The organism is Nonomuraea sp. B19D2 (assembly GCF_040137845.1).
In the GTDB taxonomy this organism is placed as follows: Bacteria; Actinomycetota; Actinomycetes; order Streptosporangiales; family Streptosporangiaceae; genus Nonomuraea.
This window is the reverse complement of sequence record NZ_JBEFAK010000012.1, coordinates 122,115-141,946: the sequence shown is the minus strand read 5'-3', so window position 1 is coordinate 141,946 and position 19,832 is coordinate 122,115. Positions and strand designations below refer to the sequence as shown.

Annotated in this window: 20 protein-coding genes; 12 read left to right on the top strand and 8 right to left on the bottom strand. The window is 70.6% G+C overall.

The genetic code is table 11. From position 1 onward, the window contains the following. Positions 1-197: 197 nt before the first annotated feature. Positions 198-2,276: a hypothetical protein gene (locus ABN273_RS23310; protein ID WP_349451072.1), complete on the top strand. Its 2,079-nt coding sequence runs from the start codon at positions 198-200 to the stop codon at positions 2,274-2,276. Between the two features lie 97 nt (positions 2,277-2,373). Here the strand turns inward: ABN273_RS23310 and ABN273_RS23305 are convergent, their stop codons facing one another. Continuing rightward, positions 2,374-2,904, bottom strand: coding sequence for an HIT family protein (locus tag ABN273_RS23305; protein WP_349451071.1), 531 nt, complete (start codon positions 2,902-2,904; stop codon positions 2,374-2,376). 76 nt (positions 2,905-2,980) lie between these two features. On the opposite strand from ABN273_RS23305, the gene ABN273_RS23300 reads away from it, so the two are divergent. Continuing rightward, positions 2,981-3,565, top strand: coding sequence for an Asp23/Gls24 family envelope stress response protein (locus ABN273_RS23300; protein ID WP_349451070.1), 585 nt, complete (start codon positions 2,981-2,983; stop codon positions 3,563-3,565). A gap of 62 nt (positions 3,566-3,627) precedes the next feature. Further along, positions 3,628-4,350, top strand: coding sequence for a PIG-L deacetylase family protein (locus ABN273_RS23295; RefSeq protein ID WP_349451069.1), 723 nt, complete (start codon positions 3,628-3,630; stop codon positions 4,348-4,350). 85 nt (positions 4,351-4,435) lie between these two features. Here ABN273_RS23295 and thrS read toward each other — a convergent pair whose 3' ends face one another. Genes thrS through ABN273_RS23280 form a run of 3 tightly spaced genes read right to left on the bottom strand, consistent with a single transcriptional unit; the run spans position 4,436 to position 7,982 of the window. Continuing rightward, entirely contained in the window at positions 4,436-6,433 is a 1,998-nt protein-coding gene (gene thrS / locus ABN273_RS23290) for a threonine--tRNA ligase (RefSeq protein ID WP_349451195.1), read from the bottom strand. A gap of 32 nt (positions 6,434-6,465) precedes the next feature. Then, positions 6,466-7,071: a glycoside hydrolase family 25 protein gene (locus ABN273_RS23285; RefSeq protein ID WP_349451068.1), complete on the bottom strand. Its 606-nt coding sequence runs from the start codon at positions 7,069-7,071 to the stop codon at positions 6,466-6,468. Positions 7,072-7,082: 11 nt separating this feature from the next. Next, entirely contained in the window at positions 7,083-7,982 is a 900-nt protein-coding gene (locus ABN273_RS23280) for an LLM class F420-dependent oxidoreductase (RefSeq protein WP_349451067.1), read from the bottom strand. 95 nt (positions 7,983-8,077) lie between these two features. Here ABN273_RS23280 and pgm point away from each other — a divergent pair, with 95 nt between their 5' ends. Then, the gene (gene pgm / locus ABN273_RS23275; RefSeq protein ID WP_349451066.1) at positions 8,078-9,709 is read left to right on the top strand and encodes a phosphoglucomutase (alpha-D-glucose-1,6-bisphosphate-dependent); all 1,632 of its coding nucleotides are present in this window, start codon (positions 8,078-8,080) and stop codon (positions 9,707-9,709) included. A 122-nt stretch (positions 9,710-9,831) separates the two neighbouring features. Here the strand turns inward: pgm and ABN273_RS23270 are convergent, their stop codons facing one another. After that, positions 9,832-10,524, bottom strand: coding sequence for a DUF2786 domain-containing protein (locus tag ABN273_RS23270; protein WP_349451065.1), 693 nt, complete (start codon positions 10,522-10,524; stop codon positions 9,832-9,834). Between the two features lie 11 nt (positions 10,525-10,535). Further along, the gene (locus ABN273_RS23265) at positions 10,536-11,774 is read right to left on the bottom strand and encodes a hypothetical protein (protein ID WP_349451064.1); all 1,239 of its coding nucleotides are present in this window, start codon (positions 11,772-11,774) and stop codon (positions 10,536-10,538) included. Positions 11,775-12,215: 441 nt separating this feature from the next. Here ABN273_RS23265 and ABN273_RS23260 point away from each other — a divergent pair, with 441 nt between their 5' ends. From ABN273_RS23260 to ABN273_RS23250, 3 genes are read left to right on the top strand one after another with little or no spacing between them, the layout of a single operon-like run. Beyond that, positions 12,216-13,385 carry a cytochrome P450 gene (locus ABN273_RS23260; RefSeq protein ID WP_349451063.1) on the top strand — a complete coding sequence of 390 codons (1,170 nt, stop codon included), beginning with the start codon at positions 12,216-12,218 and terminating at the stop codon, positions 13,383-13,385. Positions 13,386-13,403: 18 nt separating this feature from the next. Continuing rightward, positions 13,404-14,159, top strand: coding sequence for an HAD family hydrolase (locus tag ABN273_RS23255; protein WP_349451062.1), 756 nt, complete (start codon positions 13,404-13,406; stop codon positions 14,157-14,159). A gap of 42 nt (positions 14,160-14,201) precedes the next feature. Continuing rightward, positions 14,202-14,465, top strand: a complete 264-nt coding sequence (locus tag ABN273_RS23250; RefSeq protein WP_349451061.1) for a DUF4031 domain-containing protein — start codon at positions 14,202-14,204, stop codon at positions 14,463-14,465. On the opposite strand, the gene ABN273_RS23245 is transcribed toward ABN273_RS23250, so the two are convergent. Continuing rightward, complete coding sequence (locus ABN273_RS23245; RefSeq protein ID WP_502911120.1) at positions 14,462-15,073, bottom strand: HD domain-containing protein; 612 nt, start codon at positions 15,071-15,073, stop codon at positions 14,462-14,464. The genes ABN273_RS23250 and ABN273_RS23245 overlap by 4 nt on opposite strands. A gap of 255 nt (positions 15,074-15,328) precedes the next feature. On the opposite strand from ABN273_RS23245, the gene ABN273_RS23240 reads away from it, so the two are divergent. From ABN273_RS23240 to ABN273_RS23225, 4 genes are all read left to right on the top strand, one after another. Continuing rightward, entirely contained in the window at positions 15,329-15,751 is a 423-nt protein-coding gene (locus ABN273_RS23240; RefSeq protein ID WP_502911115.1) for an alpha-hydroxy-acid oxidizing protein, read from the top strand. Between the two features lie 190 nt (positions 15,752-15,941). Beyond that, positions 15,942-16,379 carry an alpha-hydroxy-acid oxidizing protein gene (locus ABN273_RS23235; protein ID WP_349451058.1) on the top strand — a complete coding sequence of 146 codons (438 nt, stop codon included), beginning with the start codon at positions 15,942-15,944 and terminating at the stop codon, positions 16,377-16,379. Between the two features lie 121 nt (positions 16,380-16,500). After that, on the top strand, positions 16,501-16,920 hold the full coding sequence (locus tag ABN273_RS23230) for a hypothetical protein (protein WP_349451057.1): 420 nt from the start codon (positions 16,501-16,503) through the stop codon (positions 16,918-16,920). A 185-nt stretch (positions 16,921-17,105) separates the two neighbouring features. Then, positions 17,106-18,356 carry a hypothetical protein gene (locus ABN273_RS23225; protein ID WP_349451056.1) on the top strand — a complete coding sequence of 417 codons (1,251 nt, stop codon included), beginning with the start codon at positions 17,106-17,108 and terminating at the stop codon, positions 18,354-18,356. Between the two features lies 1 nt (position 18,357). Here ABN273_RS23225 and ABN273_RS23220 read toward each other — a convergent pair whose 3' ends face one another. After that, the gene (locus ABN273_RS23220; protein ID WP_349451055.1) at positions 18,358-18,930 is read right to left on the bottom strand and encodes an RNA polymerase sigma factor; all 573 of its coding nucleotides are present in this window, start codon (positions 18,928-18,930) and stop codon (positions 18,358-18,360) included. 182 nt (positions 18,931-19,112) lie between these two features. Between ABN273_RS23220 and ABN273_RS23215 the strand changes: the two genes are divergently transcribed. Continuing rightward, positions 19,113-19,814 carry a Crp/Fnr family transcriptional regulator gene (locus ABN273_RS23215; RefSeq protein ID WP_349451054.1) on the top strand — a complete coding sequence of 234 codons (702 nt, stop codon included), beginning with the start codon at positions 19,113-19,115 and terminating at the stop codon, positions 19,812-19,814. Positions 19,815-19,832: the final 18 nt, after the last annotated feature.

Here is a 19,832-nt window from a genome sequence, read left to right as displayed (position 1 = left end):
CAGAGCCGCCGAGACCGGCCCGTACACCGCCCCGCCGCCCCGTTGCCTCGCTGCCGAAGCGAGCAGGCCCCGTCGCACGAGTGAAACGGTGCACGTGATACATGCGCCGCATGAGAGGGTAGTCGGGGTCTGGTGGCGCCGGAACATGACCTTGCTCCGCCGTGCCACGGAACAATCGATCGCGGGAGGTCATCGGGGTGAGGCGCGCGCTAGTCGTACTGGCCGTGCTGATCGGTCAAGTACTGGTCGGTCAAGGGCTGTTCACCGGGCCGGCCCAAGCCAGGCAGGATGCCGCGAGCCGGGTGGCGCTCATCGGCGTGTCCGGCCTGCACTGGAACGACATCACCCAGGCCGACACCCCCAACCTGTGGGAGCTGGCCAGGTCGAGCGCGATCGGCTCGCTGTCCATCCGCACCGTCGGCAGCGTGACCTGCCCCTACGACGGGTGGCTGACCGTGTCGGCGGGCACCAGGTCGGCGGCCGGCTACTGGTGCGGCGCGCCCCCCAGGCCCGAGCAGCAGGGCGCGGGCGCGGTCATTCCCGACTACCGCTACCTCATCGACGTCGCCCGGCAGCGCAACGCCGGCACCCTGGGCGAGTCGCTGAAGGCGGCCGGGCAGTGCTCGATCGCGATCGGCCCCGGCGCCGCGCTGGCGCTGGCCGACCGGCAGGGCGCGGTCCAGCGCTACCACCCGTCCCCGCTGCAGGTGGGCACCGCGGACCTCCAGCAGTGCCGGATGATCGCCATGGACGTGGACGATCTGGTGCTCCCCTACCTGACCAGCGGCAAGCTGCCCAAGGTGCCCGACGCGCTGGGCCCCGCCGAGCGCCGCGAGGCGCTGCGGATGGCCGACGCCAAGGCGGGCGCGCTGCTGTCGGTCCTGCCCGCCGACACGACGGTGCTGCTCGCGGGCCTGTCCGACCACGGCTCCGTACCCCATCTGCGGGTGGCCGCGCTGCGTGAGCCCGGCGCGCAGGGGCATCTGCTCGGCGCGGCCTCCACCCGCCGCGAGGACATCTCGATCCTGCCCGACCTGACCTCCACCGTGCTGACCAAGCTCGGCGTGCCGGTCCCGAGCACCGTGATCGGCGTGCCGCTGCAGGTCGGCGGTCCGGGCGCGACGTTCGAACGGCTCCAGCGGGCCGACGCCACCGCGCAGGCCATCCGTTCGATCAAGGGCATCTACTTCACGGTCGTCGCAGTGCTGCAGGTGCTGTTCTACCTGATCGCGTTCCTGCTGCTGCGCCGCCGCAAGGGCCTGGCACCGATACGTTTCGCGGCCGTCGCCCTGGCCGCCCTGCCCGTCTCCAGCTACCTGGTCAACCTGCTGCCCTGGTCGAGCCTGCCGCAGCTGGTCGCCGGGGTGCTCGGGTGGGCGGCGGCCATCACGGCGGTGGCGTTCGCGGGGCCGTGGCGGCGCAGACCGCTCGGCCCGCTCGCGGTGGTGGCCGGGGTCACCGCGCTGACACTGGCAGGCGACCTGCTGACCGGCACGACGTTGCAGCTCAACAGCGTGATGGGCTACAGCGCCGACGTCGGCGCCCGCTACTACGGGCTGGGGAACATCCCGTTCGCGCTCCTGGCCACCGGCACCCTCCTGGCCACCACGGCCATCGCGCACCGGTGGCCCGGCAAGGTGGGGCTGACCGCGATCGTGGTCCTGGGGGCGTTCGCGATGATCCTCGGCGGATCCGGGATGGGCAGCGACTTCGGCGGCGTGATCGCGTTCGTGCCCGGCATCGCGGTGACCGCGCTGATCCTGTCGGGCAAGCGGGTCTCGCTGATGAAGCTGGGCGCGTTCCTCGTGGCCGGCGGGGTGATCGTGATGACGTTCGCCTGGATCAACTACCTGAAGCCGGCGGACCAGCAGACGCACCTGGGCAGGTTCGTGGGGCAGGTGCTGAGCGGGGAGGCGTTCGACGTCATCCTGCGCAAGCTGCAGGCCATGCTGGCCACCCTGCTCAGCCCCAACCTGATGCCGATCGTGATCGCCGCCGCCGCGTTCCTCGTGTACGCCATCCTGCGGCCCGAGCAGGCGTCGGCCGGGGTGGTGCCGGCCGCATTCGAGCACTCCCCCGCGCTGCGTGCCGGGCTGATCGGCACGCTGGTCAGCGGCGTGGTGGGCATGCTCGTCAACGACTCGGGCGCGGCCGTGCTGTCCATGGCGCTGGCGCTCGCCGTACCGCTCCTGCTGGCCACCGGCATCGGCGCGCTGCCGCGGGAGCGCGAGCAGGTCGCCGACCCCGTCACGGACTTAACGCCCGCGACGAAGTGACACCACCCCGCGGGTGACGCCGCCGCCAACGGGCTGCCCCTCCCCCGCAGGCATGGCGACGTAGCGGGCGGCGCGGCGATGCGGTGGCGGCTCGGGATCAGTCCCAGGCGTCGGCGAGCAGCTGGCGGGTGTCGCGCAGCAGCTGCGGCAGGACCTTGGTCTGGGCGACGACCGGCATGAAGTTCGTGTCGCCGCCCCACCTCGGCACCACGTGCTGGTGCAGGTGCGCGGCGATGCCCGCGCCGGCGACGTGGCCGAGGTTCATGCCGACGTTGAAGCCCTGCGCCCCGCTCGCCTTGCGCAGCGCGCGCAGCGACTTCTGCGTGAACTCCCCCAGCTCGACCAGCTCGGCCGCCACCAGCTTGTCGTAGTCGGACACGTGCCGGTAGGGGACCACCATCAGGTGGCCGGAGTTGTACGGGTAGAGGTTGAGCACGGCGTAGACCGTCTCGCCCCTGGCGACGATCAGGCCGTCCTCGTCGCTCATCTTGGGGATCGCGTCGAACGGGCAGCCGTCGTCGGGACCGTTGCCCGTCGGTTTGTTCTCGCCCTTGATGTAGGCCATGCGATGCGGGGTCCACAGACGCTCGAAGTTGTCGGGGGCCCCTGCCCCTGCCTGATCGTGCATAACTAGCAGCATAGGACCACGGACAAACGGGGGGACCTTCCGGCACAATCCCAAGCACCGTCTACAGGAGGCCGCGATGAGCGACGCTTTAGCCGAGCACCACGCCCCACCGACCGCCCAGCCCGGCCCCGATGCCCCGGACCCGTCCGCCGACCTCGCTCTGGACCCGGCCGATGGCCTCGCTCCTGACCCGGTCACCGGCACTGGCTCGGACCCCGCCCCGGCGCACCCCGAAGCCCCGTCCGTCGGCGCCGTCGTGAAGGGCCGGATCAAGGTGGCCGACGAGGTGGTCGAGAAGGTGGCCGCGCTCGCGGCCCTCGAGGTGGCCGGGGTCGCCGACCTGGGTGGCGACCTGGCGCGGGCCTTCGAGTCCGTACGCGACCGCATCGGCATCGGCGCCCGGCGCGCCAACCAGGGCGTCAGCGCGCAGATCCAGGACCAGCAGGTGGCGGTGAGCGTGACCATCGTGGTGGAGTACGGCCACGTGGTGCTGGAGGTCGCCTCTGAGGTGAAGACGAATGTGGCCAGGAACGTCAGCCACATGCTCGGGATGCGGGTCGCAGAGGTCAACGTGACGGTCGACGACGTCCGCCTCCCCGGCGAGCCCCGGCCGCCCTTCCGCGACGCCCCCGACGACGAGGACGTGCCCGCCATCCCCTGACCGGGACCGGCCCCACGCCGAGGACCCTCCCATGCCCTGGAGGACGCCCCTAGGGTGGGGCCATGACGGATCAACTCGAGCCCATGCCCACCGACTGGCAGCGCGCGCTGGCCATCGTCGCCCACCCCGACGACCTCGAGTACGGCTGCGCGGCGGCCGTGGCGACCTGGACCGACGAGGGCCGCGAGGTCGTGTACGTGATCGCCACCAGGGGCGAGGCAGGCATCGACACGCTGTCGCCAGCCGAGGCCGGGCCGTTGCGGGAGCGGGAGGAGCAGGCCAGCGCGGCCGTCGTCGGGGTGACGAACGTGGAGTTCCTCGACCACGCCGACGGGATCATCGAGTACGGCACCGCGCTCAGGAAGGACATCGCCGCCGCCATCCGCAGGCACCGGCCCGAGCTGGTGATCACCCTCAACCCGGACGACACCTGGGGCGGAACGTACTGGAACACGCCGGACCACCGGGCCGTGGGCCGGGCCGTGCTGGACGCGGCCGGGGACGCCGGAAATAGATGGATATTTCCAGATACGGACGCCAAGCCCTGGAACGGCGTCCGCTGGGTCGCCGTGGCGGGCACCGACTCCCCCACCCACGCCGTGGACGTCACCGACGGCCTGGAGCGCGGCGTGCGCTCCCTCACGGAGCACCGCGCCTACATCGAGGCGCTCACCGAAGAGGACCCCGAGTCGTACGCCCGCAACCTGATCGAGGGCTTCGCCCACCAGGAGGCCAAGCGCTTCGGCGGCCGCCCCGCCATTACATTCCGCCTATTTCCCCGATAGTTCCCCAAGGCGGCATATTTCGGAAATTCCAAACAGGCAGGAAAAGAACGGCGGAGCCACTGTCTCCGCCGTTCTTCGCAAGAGGTCAGACCTGGACGCGGCGCTCCACAGCGCTGACGATCTCGGAGATGGCCTCGTCGATCGGCACGCCGTTCTTCTGCTCCCCGTTCCGGTAGCGGAACGAGACGGCGCCGTTGGCGATGTCCTCGTCGCCGGCCAGCAGCATGAACGGGACCTTCGACTTCTGCGCGTTACGGATCTTCTTCTGCATCCGGTCGTCGGAGGCGTCGACCTCGATCCGGACGCCGCGCTCGCGCAGCTTCTTGGCCACATCCTGCAGGTACGGCACGTGCGCGTCGGCGATCGGGATGCCCGTCACCTGCACCGGCGCCAGCCAGGGCGGGAAGGCGCCCGCGTAGTGCTCGGTGAGCACGCCGAGGAAGCGCTCGACCGAGCCGAACAGCGCCCGGTGGATCATGACCGGCGTCTGCCGGCTGCCGTCCGCCGCCTGGTATTCGAGGCCGAAGCGCTTGGGCTGGTTGAGGTCGAGCTGGATGGTGGACAGCTGCCAGGTGCGCCCGATCGCGTCCTTGGCCTGCACGGAGATCTTCGGCCCGTAGAACGCCGCGCCGCCCGGGTCGTCGACCAGCTCCAGCCCCGACTCGGTGGCCACCTGGTGCAGCGCCTGGGTGGCCTCGTCCCACTCGGCCGGGTCGCCGATGAACTTGTCGGACTCGTCGCGGGTGGACAGCTCGAGGTAGAAGTCTTCAAGGCCGAAGTCACGCAGCACGCTGAGCACGAACCTCAGCAGCGACTTGATCTCATCGGCCATCTGCTCCCGGGTGGTGTAGATGTGCGCGTCGTCCTGCGTCATGCCGCGCACCCGGGTCAGCCCGTGCACCACACCAGACTTCTCATACCGGTAGACCGAGCCGAACTCGCACAGCCGCAGCGGCAGCTCACGGTAGGACCGCCCGCGCGCCCTGAAGATCAGGTTGTGCATCGGGCAGTTCATCGGCTTGACCCGGTATTCGATGCCCTCCAGCTCGAAGGCCGGGAACATGTCGTCGGCGTACCAGGGCAGATGTCCCGAGGTCTCGAACAGCGACGACTTGGTGATGTGCGGCGTGTTGACGAACTCGTAGCCCGCCTCGGCCTGCCGCCGCCGCATGTAGTCTTCCATCTCCTTGCGGATGATCCCGCCCTTGGGATGGAAGATCGGCAGGCCGCTGCCCAGCTCCGGCGGGAAGCTGAACAGGTCGAGCTCCACGCCCAGCTTGCGGTGGTCGCGCTTTTCGGCCTCCTCCAGCAGCTTCAGGTATTCGTCCTGCTTGTCGCGGGACTCCCAGGCGGTGCCGTAGATGCGCTGGAGCTGCGGGTTCTTCTCGCTGCCGCGCCAGTAGGCGCCGCCCGAGCGCATGAGCTTGAACGCCGGGATCGACCTGGTGGACGGCACGTGCGGGCCGCGGCAGAGGTCCTTCCACTGCAGCTCGCCGGTCTTGGGGTCGAGGTTGTCGTAGATGGTGAGCTGCCCGGCCCCCACCTCGACCGACTCCTCGTCCGCTGCGCCGCCCTTGATCCCGATCAGCTCCAGCTTGTACGGCTCCGCGGCCAGCTCCTCGCGCGCCTCGTCGTCGGACACGGGCCGGCGGGAGAACAGCTGCCCCTGCTTGACGATCTCCCGCATGCGCTTCTCGATGCGCTTGAGATCGTCGGGGTGAAACGCCTGGGCGACGTCGAAGTCGTAGTAGAACCCGTTTTCCACGGGCGGCCCGATGCCCAGCTTGGCCTCGGGGAACAGCTCCTGCACCGCCTGCGCCATGACGTGGGCGGTGGAGTGGCGGACGATGGCCCTGCCGTCCTCGCTGGAGATGTCGACCGGCTCGACCGCGTCGCCCTCGGACAGCGGGTGGGCCAGGTCGCGCAGCTCGCCGTTGACCCGGGCCGCGATGACCGTGCGGCCGTCGGCTTCGAGCGCCTCGCCGGCCGTCGTGCCGGCCGCCACCACACGCTCGGCTCCGGCGAGGGTGATGCGTAGCTCGGCTGACACGGTGACTCCCTTTGATCGCGCCCCGGCGCTCAACACCGGAGCTGCTTCGTTGGTGAACACCGATGCTATCGCGGGTGAAACCCCAGCTTTGTCAGCTCCTGCCTGGTCCCGTGGAAGACGTTGCGGTCGAGCGGGCTGTGGGAGTACTGGTGGATCGTCCAGTCTCGCCAGGGCCGCGGCGTTATGGGCCGGGCGCGCGGCCGATCGGGAGCGGCGATCCACAGCGGGTATTCGCCCAGGCCCGCGCAGTGCCCGTCGCGCGCGAACGCCTGGAAGGTGTAGACGAAGGGCCGTACGCCGCCGTGCCGCTCGATGTGGTGGCACCAGCGGCGCGCGTAGCGGGCGACCTGCTCGGGGCGCAGCCCGTCGTTGGTCTCCAGGTCGAGGGCCACCAGGTCGCCGCGGCGCAGCCCGCCGGCGGACCTGATCGTGGCCAGGAAGTGCCGCGCCTGCTCGATGGGATCGCCCTTGGGCCTGGCGAAGTGGTAGGCGCCGCAGACGAGCCAGCTCTCGCGCATGCCGTTCCAGTTACGCGCGAACTTCTTGTCGGTGTAGTCGCCGCCCTCGGTGGCCTTGGCGAACGCGAAGGCCACCCCTGCGTCGGCGTGATCGGCCCAGTCGACGGTCCCCTGCCAGTTGGACACATCTATGCCGTGGAGCACACGATTCACCCCGCCGAAGCTTAGCCCTTTGCCGCGCCGATCAGGAGGTTCCGCGTGCGTTCCCTGCCCGCGAACACGGAGCCCACGAAGTCGGTCACACCGGCCTGCCGCAGCTGGTCGATCTTGGCCAGCACGGTGTCCTCGTCGCCGACGATGGCGACGTCGCCCGGGGTGGCCGCGCCTTCCTTGTCGAGCATCGCACGATAGGAGGGGAGCTGTCCGTACACCGCGAAGATCTCGTTCGCGCGATCGACGGCGGCGGCCGGGTCGTCGGTGACGCAGATCGGCAGCGCGCAGACGATCCTGGGCGCCTCGCGGCCCGCCTCGGCGGCCGCCGCGTTGATGGTGGGCGCGATGTGCTCGGCGACCGTCCTGGGGCCGGTCATCCACAGGACGGTGCCGTCGGCCACGGTGCCCGCCAGCTTGAGCATGCGCGGGCCGAGGGCGGCGATCAGCACGGGGAAGCCGGCGCCCGGCGTGGTGAGCTGCAGGTCGGCCTTGAGCGTCGCGCCCTCGTACGTGACGTGCTCGCCCCTGCTGAGCGGGAGCAGGATGTCGAGGTACTCCTTCATGTGGCGGTAGGGACGCTCGAAGCTGTAGCCGTACATGTCCTCGATGACCATCTGGTGTGACAGGCCGATGCCGAGCGCGAGGCGCCCGCCGAGGGCGGCGTTGGCGGTCATGGCCTGCTGGGCCAGGGCGGCCGGATGGCGTGGATAGGTCGGCACGACGGCGGTGCCGAGCTCGATGCCGGGCACCTGGCTGCCGGCGACGGCCAGGGCGGTGAGCGCGTCGAGGCCGAAGATGTTGGAGAGCCAGGCGGAGGTGAAGCCGTCCGCCGCCGCCTGGGCGATCTGGTCGCGCAACCCGCCGATCAGGTCCGGCTCTTTCCGCTCGGCCAGGTAATATCCGAATCGCATAACAGAACTCCGTTCTAGTGACTGACGCGACTGTACCTGCCCGTGTCGACGTGCGGTCATCCGCCGGGCCCTGCCGGATTTGTAAAGTGGCCTCTATGACGCACGAACGCGCAGGACAGCCCGCTCAGCCCGCCGACCTCGTCGACGTCGCCAGGCTCGTGACGTCCTATTACGCCCTGCATCCCGATCCCGGCGACGCGGGGCAGCGGGTGGCGTTCGGCACGTCGGGGCACCGGGGGTCGTCGCTGAAGGCGGCGTTCAACGAGGGCCACATCCTGGCGACCAGTCAGGCCATCTGCGACTACCGGCGGTCGATGGGCACCGACGGGCCGCTGTTCCTCGGCATTGACACTCATGCGCTCTCCGAGCCCGCGCGGGTGTCGGCGCTGGAGGTGCTCGCGGCCAACGGGGTCGAGGTGCTGATCGACACGCGCGACGGCTACACGCCGACGCCTGCCGTCTCGCACGCCATCCTGCGGCACAACCAGGGGCGCACCACGGGCCTGGCGGACGGCGTCGTGATCACGCCGTCGCACAACCCGCCCGGTGACGGCGGGTTCAAGTACAACCCGCCGCACGGAGGTCCCGCCGACACCGACGCGACCACGTGGATCCAGGACCGGGCCAACCGGCTGCTGGCGAGCGGGCTGGAGAGCGTGCTGCGGGTCTCGTACGCCAAGGCCCTGGACGTGGTGGGGCGTTACGACTTCCTCGGGATGTACGTGGACGACCTGCCGTCCGTGCTGGACATCGACGCCATCCGGGCGGCCGGGGTGCGGATCGGGGCCGATCCGCTGGGCGGGGCCAGCGTGGCGTACTGGGGGGAGATCGCCGAGCGGCACCGGCTCGATCTGACCGTGGTCAATCCGCTGGTGGATCCGACGTGGCGGTTCATGACGCTCGACTGGGACGGCAAGATCCGGATGGACTGCTCGTCGCCGTACGCGATGGCTTCTCTTATCTCCAACCGGGATAAATACGACATTTCCACCGGAAACGACGCCGATGCCGACCGGCACGGCGTCGTCACCCCCGACGGCGGCCTCCTGAACCCCAACCACTACCTCGCCGTCGCCATCTCCTACCTCTACACGCACCGCGACGGCTGGCCCGCCGACGCCGGGGTGGGCAAGACCATGGTCAGCAGCCAGATCATCGACCGGGTCGCGTCCTCTTTGGGGCGGCGGCTCCATGAGGTTCCGGTGGGCTTCAAGTGGTTCGTCCCGGGGCTGCTGGACGGGTCGCTGGGCTTCGGGGGCGAGGAGAGCGCGGGGGCGTCGTTCCTGCGGCGGGACGGGTCCGTGTGGTCCACCGACAAGGACGGCATCATCCTGGCGCTGCTCGCATCGGAGATCCTGGCCGTCACCGGCAAGTCGCCGAGCGCGCACTACCGCGAGCTGGTCGAGCGGTTCGGGGAGCCCGCGTACGCCCGGGTGGACGCCCCGGCGACGCGCGAGGAGAAGGCGGTGCTCGCGAAGCTGTCGGCCACGCAGGTGACGGCGTCGTCGCTGGCCGGCGAGCCGATCACGGCCGTGCAGACCTCGGCGCCCGGCAACGGGGCGGAGCTGGGCGGGGTGAAGGTCTCGACGGAGAGCGCCTGGTTCGCCGCGCGGCCTTCGGGGACGGAGGACGTCTACAAGATCTACGCCGAGTCGTTCCGCGGCCCCGACCACCTGGCCAAGGTCCAGGAAGAGGCCCGCTCCCTGGTCTCCGCCTCGCTGGGCTGACCGCCCCCGCCGTCCCGCGCCTCGGCGACGTACCCCTGCACGGGCCCGACGCGTGCGAGGCGGCGGGCGTGGGGCGGCCGAGCAGAGGGCGCTGGTGGCTCAGGACGGGGTGTGCGGAGGGTTCAGCCTGGGGTCAGCTCGGGGGCGGTGACGGTGGTCATCCCGGTGCGGCCGAGGTCGGCGCTGCGGCCGGCGGCCACTCCGTCCCGGTAGCCGGTGCCGCTGGTCCGGGGCACGCTCACCCGGATGTCCGAGTAGCGGGCCGCCACCACCCGCTCCACCTCGGCCCGCCGGTCGGCCAGCACCAGCGCGGCGCCCGTACTGACCTCCTCGGCCCGGGACTCCGCCGCGCACAGCAACCGGTACACCTCGTCCGTGAACCCCAGCAACCACGACCGCCGGTACGCCCGCACGGAGGTCACTTCGCCGGGCACCCGCACCCGAGCCAGCCCGGTCGCCATCTGCAGCAGCAGCGACGTGGCGAGCAGGTCGGCCCGCTCCAGGTCGGCGGCGAACCCGAACACGTGCACCCGCTGGCCGCCCGCCTCCCCGCGCCCGATGAGCAGGGGACGGCACCGCACCGCCTGCGCCACCAGGCTCACGAGGCGGGCCTTCTCCCTGGCCCACGGGTTGGGCAGGGTGACGATCCGGTCGCCGGGTGTCTGCCGCGTGCCCGCCGGGGGGAGCGAGTCGATGCCGTGCTTGGCCATCAGCGCCGACGCGGCCGCCATGAACGTCGCGCGCTCGTGCTCGTTGTCGGTGCGTTCGGCCTTGGCCAGGAGTTTCCTGACGCGTTCGAGCGTGCGCTCCCGCAAGCGTGCTCCCCCTACGACTTGGTCAGCACCCTCCCGTCGTCCGCGATGGCGGGGAAGGCGCCCGTGTCGACGATGCCGTGCTGCTGGAACAGCGCCTCGATGAGGGCGTGTGCCTGCGGCTCGAGCTTCCACAGGGCACGATACTCGCGGGCCGTGGCCAGCGAGATGCCGATCTCCTGGGCGATGTCCACCGTACGCGGCACGATGCCCTTGGCGATCTGGCGGTCCCAGTACGCGCGGGCCTTGCGCATCAGCGCCGCCCGCTGGGCGGTGTCGACGACGTGCGGGGTGGTGTCGAGCACCTCGATGTCCTCGTCCTCCTCCTCGACGAGTTCGGCCAGGGCGGGCGGCAGCGCCGGGCGGGCGGGCACCGGGTTCTGCTCGGGCTCGGGCTCCCACGGCACGCGGGGGTCGGCGTCGATGAGGGCGGTGGTGTTGTACAGGGCGGCGATCTGGGCCAGGAGCGCCTCCTGGCGAGCCTGGTCGACGGCCAGCCCGGTGTGTTCGACGGCCTGGTCCATGGCCTTGTCGAGCTTGGCCAGCGCGGCGCGCATCTTGCGGTCGGAGGCCCCGGCCTCGCGCAGCGCCTTGGCCCGCTTGGCGGCCAGCGCGACGCGGGTCAGCCTGCGGTGGGCGTCGACCTCGCTCGCCGTACGGTCGCTGACCTCGGCCAGGCCCATCCTGACCAGCAGCCGCTCGGGCGTCAGGCGCCAGTTGATGCGGCCGGTGCCGCGGATGCGGTGGCGTTCGATGGCCATGCCGCGCTCCCACAGCCAGGCGGCCACCAGCGGCGCGGCCAGCCTGAACACCGCCTCGGGCAGGCTGCGCGCGTCCATGCTGGACAGCACGGCGGTCAGACAGGTCAGTGCCCACACGGCGATGCCGTCGATCCCGGCGGAGAAGTTCTCGCGCATGTTGCGACGGGCGCGTACCGCGCTCGTGATGATCGCGACCTCGATGAACGCGAACAGCAGCAGCCTCAGCGGCCCGTCCAGGCCCAGCACGTCCCCGGAGAAGCGCCACATGCCCTGCGCGGACACACCGGTGGCGATGGACGCGGCCACGATGGTCAGCACGTCCTCGATGGGACGACGGGCGACGTATCGGGCGAACAACCAGGTGGTGGCGCGCCAGGCGACCCTGATCACCAGGAACGCCAGCGCCAGCCCCGCCAGGCTCAGCAGCGCGATGACAGCGGTGGCGAGCGGCTTCTCGGTGACGAAGGCTGCTATTTCCTCAAATGTCGGCATCAGTCACTATCCGTGAGGGCTCAAACTCCGGCTCTATGCGACGAGATCATCGCAGAATGTCGCCATCTTGTACGCCAAACGACATCTGCTGCCCCATTTTGCCCCTGTTTCACTGCTGTTCCGGCCCGGGCGGACGGATGTGTCAGGCGCTCGTGCGCCGCCGTCCAACGTGACACGCGGCTGGGTGGCGGGAGGGATAGAGGCCCCGCTGCCCGAACCGCCCCCGCACACCCGCCATCGCAGCGAGCCGTCGCCCGGCGAAGCGGCCACGGTCCTGGCCGGCCACGGCGCGTAGAGCGTCCCGCTGCCATGGAGTACACATCCGCAAGGTGGGGTGGAAATTCGTCCTTTCGGAGGGCAACATCCGCTGTTCCTGATGGGACCATCTACGCAGGGATTTATCCCGACATGGTGTGATGTATCCCAGCAGGACGGATATCGATGTCAGACAATGAGTTCCCCCTCGTCCAGTTCATGCGTGACGGATTCGACCCCGTGGGCGAGCTCGCACGCATCCGGACCGAGCAGCCGGTCTTCCCCATGGAGATCCCCGGCGGCCAGACCGTGTTCCTCATCACCCGCTGGGAAGACGTTCGGAGCGTCCTGAGCGACCACGAGCGCTTCAGCAACGACTTCGCCGGGGTGATCGGCCTGGGCTCCAACCAGGAGGACCCGGGCGGCCTGGGGTTCCGCGACCCGCCCGAGCACACGCGGCTGCGCAAGTACCTGACCCCCGAGTTCACCATGCGCCGCCTGCGCAGGCTGGAGCCGCGCATCGAGGCGATGGTCGAGGAGTACCTCGACCGCATCGAGGCCAAGGGCTCCCCGGTGGACCTGTTCGAGGAGTTCGCGCTGCCGATCCCGTCGCTGGTGGTGTGCGAGCTGCTCGGCGTCCCGTACGAGGAGCGCGCCGACTTCGTGAAGATCAGCAAGGACCGGTTCGACTTCACGGCCGGGCCGGAGGCGTCCCTGCAGGCGATCAACGACGCCATGACGTACCTGATCGACCTGGTCGCGAGGGAGCGGCAGAACCCGGGCGAGGGGCTGCTCGGGCAGCTGCTGCGCGAGCACGGTGACGAGCTCGACGACCGTACGCTGGCCAGCATGGCCGACGGGCTGCTGACCGGCGGGCACGACACCAGCACCAGCATGCTCGCCCTCGGCACCCTGTGGCTGCTCCGCAATCCCGAGGAGGCCGCCAAGGTCCGCGAGGTCGACGGGTACATCAACGACGTCGTCGAGGAGCTGCTGCGCTACATGACGGTCGTCCAGGTGGCCTTCCCGCGCTTCGCCCGCGACGACCTCGAGCTGCACGGCGTGCCGATCAAGAAGGGCGAGATGGTGCTCTGCTCACTCACCGGCGCCAACCGCGACCCCGCCCTGGGCGAGGACATGGACCAGGTACGGCCCGGCAGGGAGACGGCGGGCTCGCACATGGCCTTCGGCCACGGCATCCACCGCTGCATCGGCGCGCCGCTCGCGCAGATGGAGATGCGCATCGCCTTCCCCGCCCTGCTGCGCCGCTTTCCGGGGCTGCACGTCGCGGGCGAGGTGCCGTTCAGGGAACTCGCCATCGTCTACGGAGTCAAAGAGCTACCCGTCGCCTGGTAGAGAGGTTACGTTCGCAATGTGAACGAGCCTGTCATCGATCTGACCTCGATCAACGCCGTCGTGTTCGACACCGACGGCGTGGTCACCGACACCGCTCGAGGGCACGCGGCCGCCTGGAAGCACGTCTTCGACGCGTTCCTGCGCGGCCGCTCGGAGCCGTTCGACATCCGCGACGACTATCTGCGCCACGTGGACGGCCGCCCGCGCCTCGACGGCATCCGCGCCTTCCTCGATGCCCGCGGCATCACGGTGCCCGAGGGCTCGCCCGACGACGAGCCGGGCGCGGCGACCGTGCACGGGCTCGGCCTGGCCAAGGACCAGACCTTCATGGCCCAGGTGGAGAAGTACGGGGTGGCCGCGTTCCCGTCCACGGTGGCGCTCCTGCACGAGCTGCGCCGGCGAGGCGCCCGTACGGCGGCGGTCTCCGCCAGCCTGCACGGCCGCAAGCTCGTCACCTCGGCCGGGGTGATGCACCTGTTCGACCTGCTGGTGGACGGCAACGACGCGGCGCTGATGAACCTGCCGGGCAAGCCCGACCCCGCGCTCTACCTGGAGGCGGCGCGCCGCCTGGCGCTCCCCGCGGCCAGGGTCGCGGTGGTGGACGCGGCCCTGCCCGGCGTGGCGGCGGGCAGGAAGGGCGGGTTCGGGCTGGTCGTCGCGGTGGCCAGGGAAGGCGGCGGCGCGGGCGACCTGCGCGCGGCGGGCGCCGAGGTCGTGGTGTCCGACCTGGCCGAGCTGGCGATCCAGGGCAAGGTCCCGCCTGTGACGTCGTGACCCCGCGTCATGAGCACGCGTACGGCCCCTACCCTTGAGGTCGTGACCGTTCTCATCGACCCGCCCAACTGGCCAGGGCCGCGTGGCCTGATGTGGTCGCATCTGGTCAGCGACCGCTCGCTGAAGGAGCTGCACGACTTCGCCGCGCGGCTCGGGGTGCCGGAGCGGGCGTTCGACCGGGATCACTACGACGTGCCGGAGACCGTGCACGCCCTGGCGGTGGAGCTGGGGGCCGAGGCGGTCAGCTCGCGGGAGCTGCTCTTACGGCTGGTCGCCTCCGGGCTGCGCCGCAGGAAACGACGCTAGCCACGCCCGGACGCAAGCGCCGCCAGCTCCCGTGACAGGTTCGCCCGCGCCCGCTCCTCCCACAGCTCGCGCGCGCGTTCCGTCCGGTAGAGGCGCGGTAGGGCCAGCAGCCGCCGCAGCACCTCGGCCCGCCCCTTCCTGAACAGGTCGTCGGGCACATGGGCGTACTCCTGCCGGATCCTGGCCGCGTAATCGTCATATCCGGGCCGGCCGAGCACGGCCAGGTCGGCGTCGCACAGCACGGCGCCGTTCCGGTCCCCGGCGGCCAGCGTGTCGTGGGCGGCGGTGAGGCGTACCAGCCTGGCCACCTCGGCCACCCGTGCGGCGGGCACGCCGCACGCGGGGAGCCTGGACTGGGCGAGCTGGGCGCTGCGCTCCTCGTCCCAGCCCGGCCGCCCGTCGTAGACGGCGTCATGGAACCAGGCGGCGAGGCGTACGGCCGCGAGATCGCCGGCCAGGGGCGCGAGCTGGGAGACCGCGGAGAGCACGGCGGCGAGGTGGTCGAGGGTGTGGTAGCGGCGGCGCGGCTCAGACCAGCGGGCGATCAGCTCCGCCCCCGTGGCCAGGGAGGCGGGGGACTCCCCCGCCACCGCTGCCCAGTCGTCGATCACCACTCAACCGTACCTTTGGTACCGTCCTGGATTTGAAGCGCTCCCCACGGGTGAATCAAGGGGATTTCAGCCGCCCCGGCCCTGTGGCTGTGCGACAGGGCGAGACGCTGTTGCTTGGCGATTCACCTTCCAGCCCCGCTGACACGGGTTTCCACGCCCCAGCCCGCACGACCGGTCTGGCCGTCGCGAACTCCGCCCTCCCGGCGGTGAGCACACACTACCCGCGCGTCGCCCGCCTTGAAGGAGTTTTCGATGGCCAGGGCGGTGGAGGCGTTCGAACGGGTGGAGTTCAGCCCGCGGGTCCTGCGCGACGTCGCCGAGGCCCCGACCGCCGTCGAGATCCTGGGCCGGCGGATCGCGATGCCGGTCGTGCTGGGGCCCACCGGGTTCACCCGGATGATGCACCGCAAGGGCGAGCGGGCCGTGGCGCGGGCGGCCGAGCGGGCGGGGGTGCCGTACACGCTGTCCACCATGGGCACCACGACCGCCGCGAGCGTGGCCGCCGCGGCGCCCGGCGGGTGGAACTGGTTCCAGCTGTACGTGGTCCGCGACCGCGCCCGCAACCTGGAGACGCTCTCCCTGGCGCGGGAGGCGGGCATGGACGTGCTGGTGGTGACCGTGGACGTGCCGGTGGCCGGGGCAGGGATTCCTGTGTGCATGAGCTCGCTTGAGTGAGCACCTGCGTTGACGTATTGTCACGGATCACCTACGCTTCGTAGCGATCTGGACGGCTGATGCGGTGTCGGTTCCAGGGCCCCCGTTCCACCGGAGCGATGGTCCAGGGCCTCTCCGGTTGCCTCTGACCGCGTCGGCACGACCAGGTCGAAAGGGAACCCGCCGCTCCGGATCGGACCGCACGCGGGACGTGCGTCGCCGCCCGGGGTTGTACGTGGGGGACCAGTGCGCCCAAGACCGTTCGGGGCGCGCCGCTGCACGGGTTTCATTCCTGCTCAGTGTCGAGGAACGGTGGACGGCATCGTCGTACGGCGGGCGCCAGCTCGACCGCTCCCCCACGCCGCTGGAGCTGCTGCCCCACGTGGTGGCCGCCGTGGGCGACCGCACGGAGGTCTTCCTGGACGGAGGCGTGCGGAACGGGGCCGACGTGGCCGCGGCGGTCGCGCTGGGCGCCAGGGCCTGCTTCATCGGCCGGGCCTACCTGTACGGGCTGATGGCCGGCGGGGAGCTCGGCGTGCGCCGGGTGCTCGACCTGCTGCACGCCGAGCTCGTACGCACCCTTCAGCTGCTGGGCGCCGGCGGGGTCGCCGGGCTCGGCCCCGACATGGTGCGCATCAGGGAACGGTGACGCCGCCCGGCGTGCCTAATACCCGGCATTTATTGACAACACGGACGCGTATTTCGCCGCCTCCATCGCCGCTCTGGTCATTCACACGGGGACGACGTTCCCACCGGAGAAGGAGATCGGAATGGCTACTGGAGAATTCCAGGTGATGAAGGTACCGGCCGAGCAGTTAGCCGGCGTTCTCCACAGCCAGGTTGTCGATCCCGGCGCGCAACCCACGGACGTCGTACGGAGTAACGAGGGTTGGACCGTGGACGTGAACTGGGAGGTCACCGGCGAGCTCGTCGACTGGCTGGCGGGCCGCTGGAATTTGGAGATCATCGCCGACCTGGTGGGAGGCGGCGAGACGAGGCACCCCTCACCCCCCGTGGAGCTGACCTTCACCCCCGGCTCGGGCCGATATACCGCGTCCGTCCCCATGCGCGGCCAGCTCGCCCCCGGGATCTATGACCTGGTGGTCAACCTCACCACCACGACCGCCGCCGGCACCGCGGGGGCGCTCGGCGGGTTCGTGGTGCTCAGCAAGATTGCGGTCAAGGAATGAGGCGCGCCGCCCCGGGCGGCCCGCCCGGGGCGGCGCTTGCGGCCGCTCGGCATCCTGCAAGCCCGCCGCAAGTCACGCGCCCTACGCTCCTGGCTGGCGGTCACGGGGGAAAGGCGGGCCGCCGGACGTATCTGACGCCGCTGGAGACGCTCTTATCTCCTCGAGGCGAACCAACGGGAGAACCCATGTCCGACACTCCGATGACCGCGGACGACGTCCTGCGCATCGCCGCGTACAAGGACCGGAGCCCGGCACTTGAGGCGATGGTCATCGCCTACAGCTACCACCGCGTCGCCGGGGACCTCGCCCAGCACCTGGGCAAGGACGCGACCAACTGGTACTGCTACGCCACCTGGACCTCCAAGGCCATCGGGGAGAGCCTCGACCTGGGCCCCGACTCGCCGTTCATCATGGACTTCAGCCGGAAGATGAGGGTGCCCCACCGCTTCAGGAGGGTGTTCAGGGCGGTGCTGCTCACCCTGCTCGGCCCCAGCTACCAGCTCGGGCTCGCGCTGGCCAACCGGGCGATCTTCCTGGAGACCGCCAGCCTGGCCGTCAACCTGTGGAACGACTCGCCCGACCGCTACCTGAGGGTGAGCCCGGAGTCGGAGCTGACGCCGACCCCGCCGGAGTTCCTGACCGACCTGCTGTCGGAGGCCGACGACCGCTACCTGAGGGACGCCGCGCAGTTCCTGGTCGAGGCCAGGCAGGCCACCGACCCCGAGGACCGGGCCGAGCTCATGTTCGGCGCCAACATCGCGCTGTCCGCCTACGAGCAGGCCCGCGCGCAGAAGGCGCTGGAGCTGGTGCTCTACCGGCCGGTCAGGTGGCTGACGCGGGTGTCGTGGCGGTCGCTGCGCTCGCTGGTCACCCGGCGGCCCTTCCCCAGGTTCCGCCTGTACGCCGCGCGGCACGAGGACCAGCCGTGGCTGACGCGCCGGCTGGAGGAGAAGTGGTCCTCGCTCTACACCCGCCACCTGTTCGCCGTGCAGACGCCGCTCAGCGACATCAAGGTCGGCAGGCCGCTCACGGCGCCGGCAGGAGTGGACATGGCGAAGGCCTGGGCGCCGATCCAGAACGAGAAGGTACGCAAACTGGCCGAGGAGTTCATCACCGAGGACCAGGAGGCGTCCACGGCCAGCGTGGCCGACTGGGTGTCCTACCCCGACCGCATGCGCTTCATCGTCAGCTATTTCCGCGTCTACCAGCACGTCGCCGAGCTCTACGACGTGCCCTTCGCCAAGGACGTCGCCGACGGCCTCGCCGAGGAGATGCGGCGCGGGCTGGTCCCCGAGGCCGTCAGCGGCATGCTCGCCCGGGGCGGCCGCCGGCTCTACCGGTATCCGGCGGAGTCCGACCCGGACGCGTACGAGATGGCGCACTTCGACTTCGAGCCGTTCCTGGAGGCGATCCGGCTTGACCCGTCCGCGAAGTGAGTCAGTCCAGGAAGTCGCGGGTGATCTCGCGGGCCTGAAGGAGGCCGCGTAGCTTCGCGAAACAGCGGGCTCGGGTGGGCCCGATGCTTCCGACCGGCCTGCCCAGCCTGCGTGCCACGTCCACATAGTGCGGCTCGGAGGTTTCCGTGAGCGCCCTGAACAGGACACGCTGCGCTGTCGGCAGCTCCTCGACCAGCTCCTCCAGCGTGCCGGCCAGCCAGATCCTGGCCAGCTCCCGGTCCACGTCGTCCGTGCTGCCCAGCGTGTCGAGGTCGGGGGTGCAGATCTCCTTCGTGCGTTTGCTGAGCTTGAGGCACTCGCGGAAGGCGATCGTGGCCAGCCAGCCGGCCATGCGCTGGCCGTCCTCCACGCTCCTGAGGTTCTGCCAGGCCAGCAGCCAGGTCGTCTGGAGCACGTCCTGGGCGTCCTCGTGGCTGAGCCTGAACCGGCGGATGCGTGCCTTGAGCATGGGGCTGAACTCCTCGACCAGCCGCTCCCACGCCTCGGCGTCGCCGTCCTGCGCGGCCGAGACCAGGGCTGCCGTGTCGGTGCGTTCGATGGTGTCCAGGTGCATGTCGATCTCCCTGCCGGGCCGGGTACTCGGGGGGTCGCCATCACCGGCCGGCACACCTACGGTGCGCCGAGTGATCGCCCGGGGCTGTCTCGCGCGTGACAGTCCAGATGTGGTCCGCATCACACCTGGGAGATCGCTTGTCGCCGGCTTCCCGTGCGCGGGATGCGGCCTAAAGTTCTTGCATGAGCGGGTTTCCACGCGATGTCCAGCCGGTCGCCTCTGTGCTGGCGGAGATCCCGCTGTTCCGCGTACTCGGCGAGAGCGGCATCGAGACCGCGGCGCGGGCCGGGCTGTCGAGGCGCTACCGGTCCGGGCAGATCATCATTCACCAGGGCGATCCGGGAGAGTCCCTGTACGTGCTGCTGGACGGCCTGGTGAAGGTCGTGTTCACGACCGAGCACGGCGACGAGATCGTGCTCAACATGCTCGGCCGGGGCGACACCTTCGGCGAGATGGCGCTGCTGGACGGCTCGCCACGCTCGGCGTCGATCATGACCGTGCGCCCGGCGTGGGTGTTCGCGCTGCCCAGGGCGCGGCTGCTGGAGCTCATGCGGGAGCATCCGGGGCTGGCCGACGAGTTCCTGCGCATGCTCGGCCACATGGTGCGCAGGCTCACCGACCAGGCAGCCGACCTGGCCTTCCTCGACCTGGGCGGGCGGCTGGCCAAGCTGCTGCTGCAGCTGGCCGACAAGCACGGCCAGTCCGACGGGGTGGTGGACCTGCCCGGGCTGACCCAGTCCGACCTCGCCGCGCTGATCGGCGCGTCACGGCCGGCGGTCAACCGGGCGCTGCAGTCCCTCGTCGCGAGGAACCTCATCGCCGTCAAAGGCCGCACGATCACGCTGCTGGATGTCGCCGCCCTGCGGAAACGGGGTGGCCTCTGACCGAAATCTGGAGTACGG

Bases quoted from the DNA above. Each gene is read 5' to 3' on its own strand.
- ABN273_RS23305 (WP_349451071.1), bottom strand. From the start codon at position 2,904: ATGCACGATCAGGCAGGGGCAGGGGCCCCCGACAACTTCGAGCGTCTG.
- ABN273_RS23300 (WP_349451070.1), top strand. From the start codon at position 2,981: ATGAGCGACGCTTTAGCCGAGCACCACGCCCCACCGACCGCCCAGCCC.
- ABN273_RS23295 (WP_349451069.1), top strand. From the start codon at position 3,628: ATGACGGATCAACTCGAGCCCATGCCCACCGACTGGCAGCGCGCGCTG.
- ABN273_RS23280 (WP_349451067.1), bottom strand. From the start codon at position 7,982: ATGCGATTCGGATATTACCTGGCCGAGCGGAAAGAGCCGGACCTGATC.
- pgm (WP_349451066.1), top strand. From the start codon at position 8,078: ATGACGCACGAACGCGCAGGACAGCCCGCTCAGCCCGCCGACCTCGTC.
- ABN273_RS23265 (WP_349451064.1), bottom strand. From the start codon at position 11,774: ATGCCGACATTTGAGGAAATAGCAGCCTTCGTCACCGAGAAGCCGCTC.
- ABN273_RS23260 (WP_349451063.1), top strand. From the start codon at position 12,216: ATGTCAGACAATGAGTTCCCCCTCGTCCAGTTCATGCGTGACGGATTC.
- ABN273_RS23240 (WP_502911115.1), top strand. From the start codon at position 15,329: ATGGCCAGGGCGGTGGAGGCGTTCGAACGGGTGGAGTTCAGCCCGCGG.
- ABN273_RS23230 (WP_349451057.1), top strand. From the start codon at position 16,501: ATGGCTACTGGAGAATTCCAGGTGATGAAGGTACCGGCCGAGCAGTTA.
- ABN273_RS23225 (WP_349451056.1), top strand. From the start codon at position 17,106: ATGTCCGACACTCCGATGACCGCGGACGACGTCCTGCGCATCGCCGCG.
- ABN273_RS23220 (WP_349451055.1), bottom strand. From the start codon at position 18,930: ATGCACCTGGACACCATCGAACGCACCGACACGGCAGCCCTGGTCTCG.
- ABN273_RS23215 (WP_349451054.1), top strand. From the start codon at position 19,113: ATGAGCGGGTTTCCACGCGATGTCCAGCCGGTCGCCTCTGTGCTGGCG.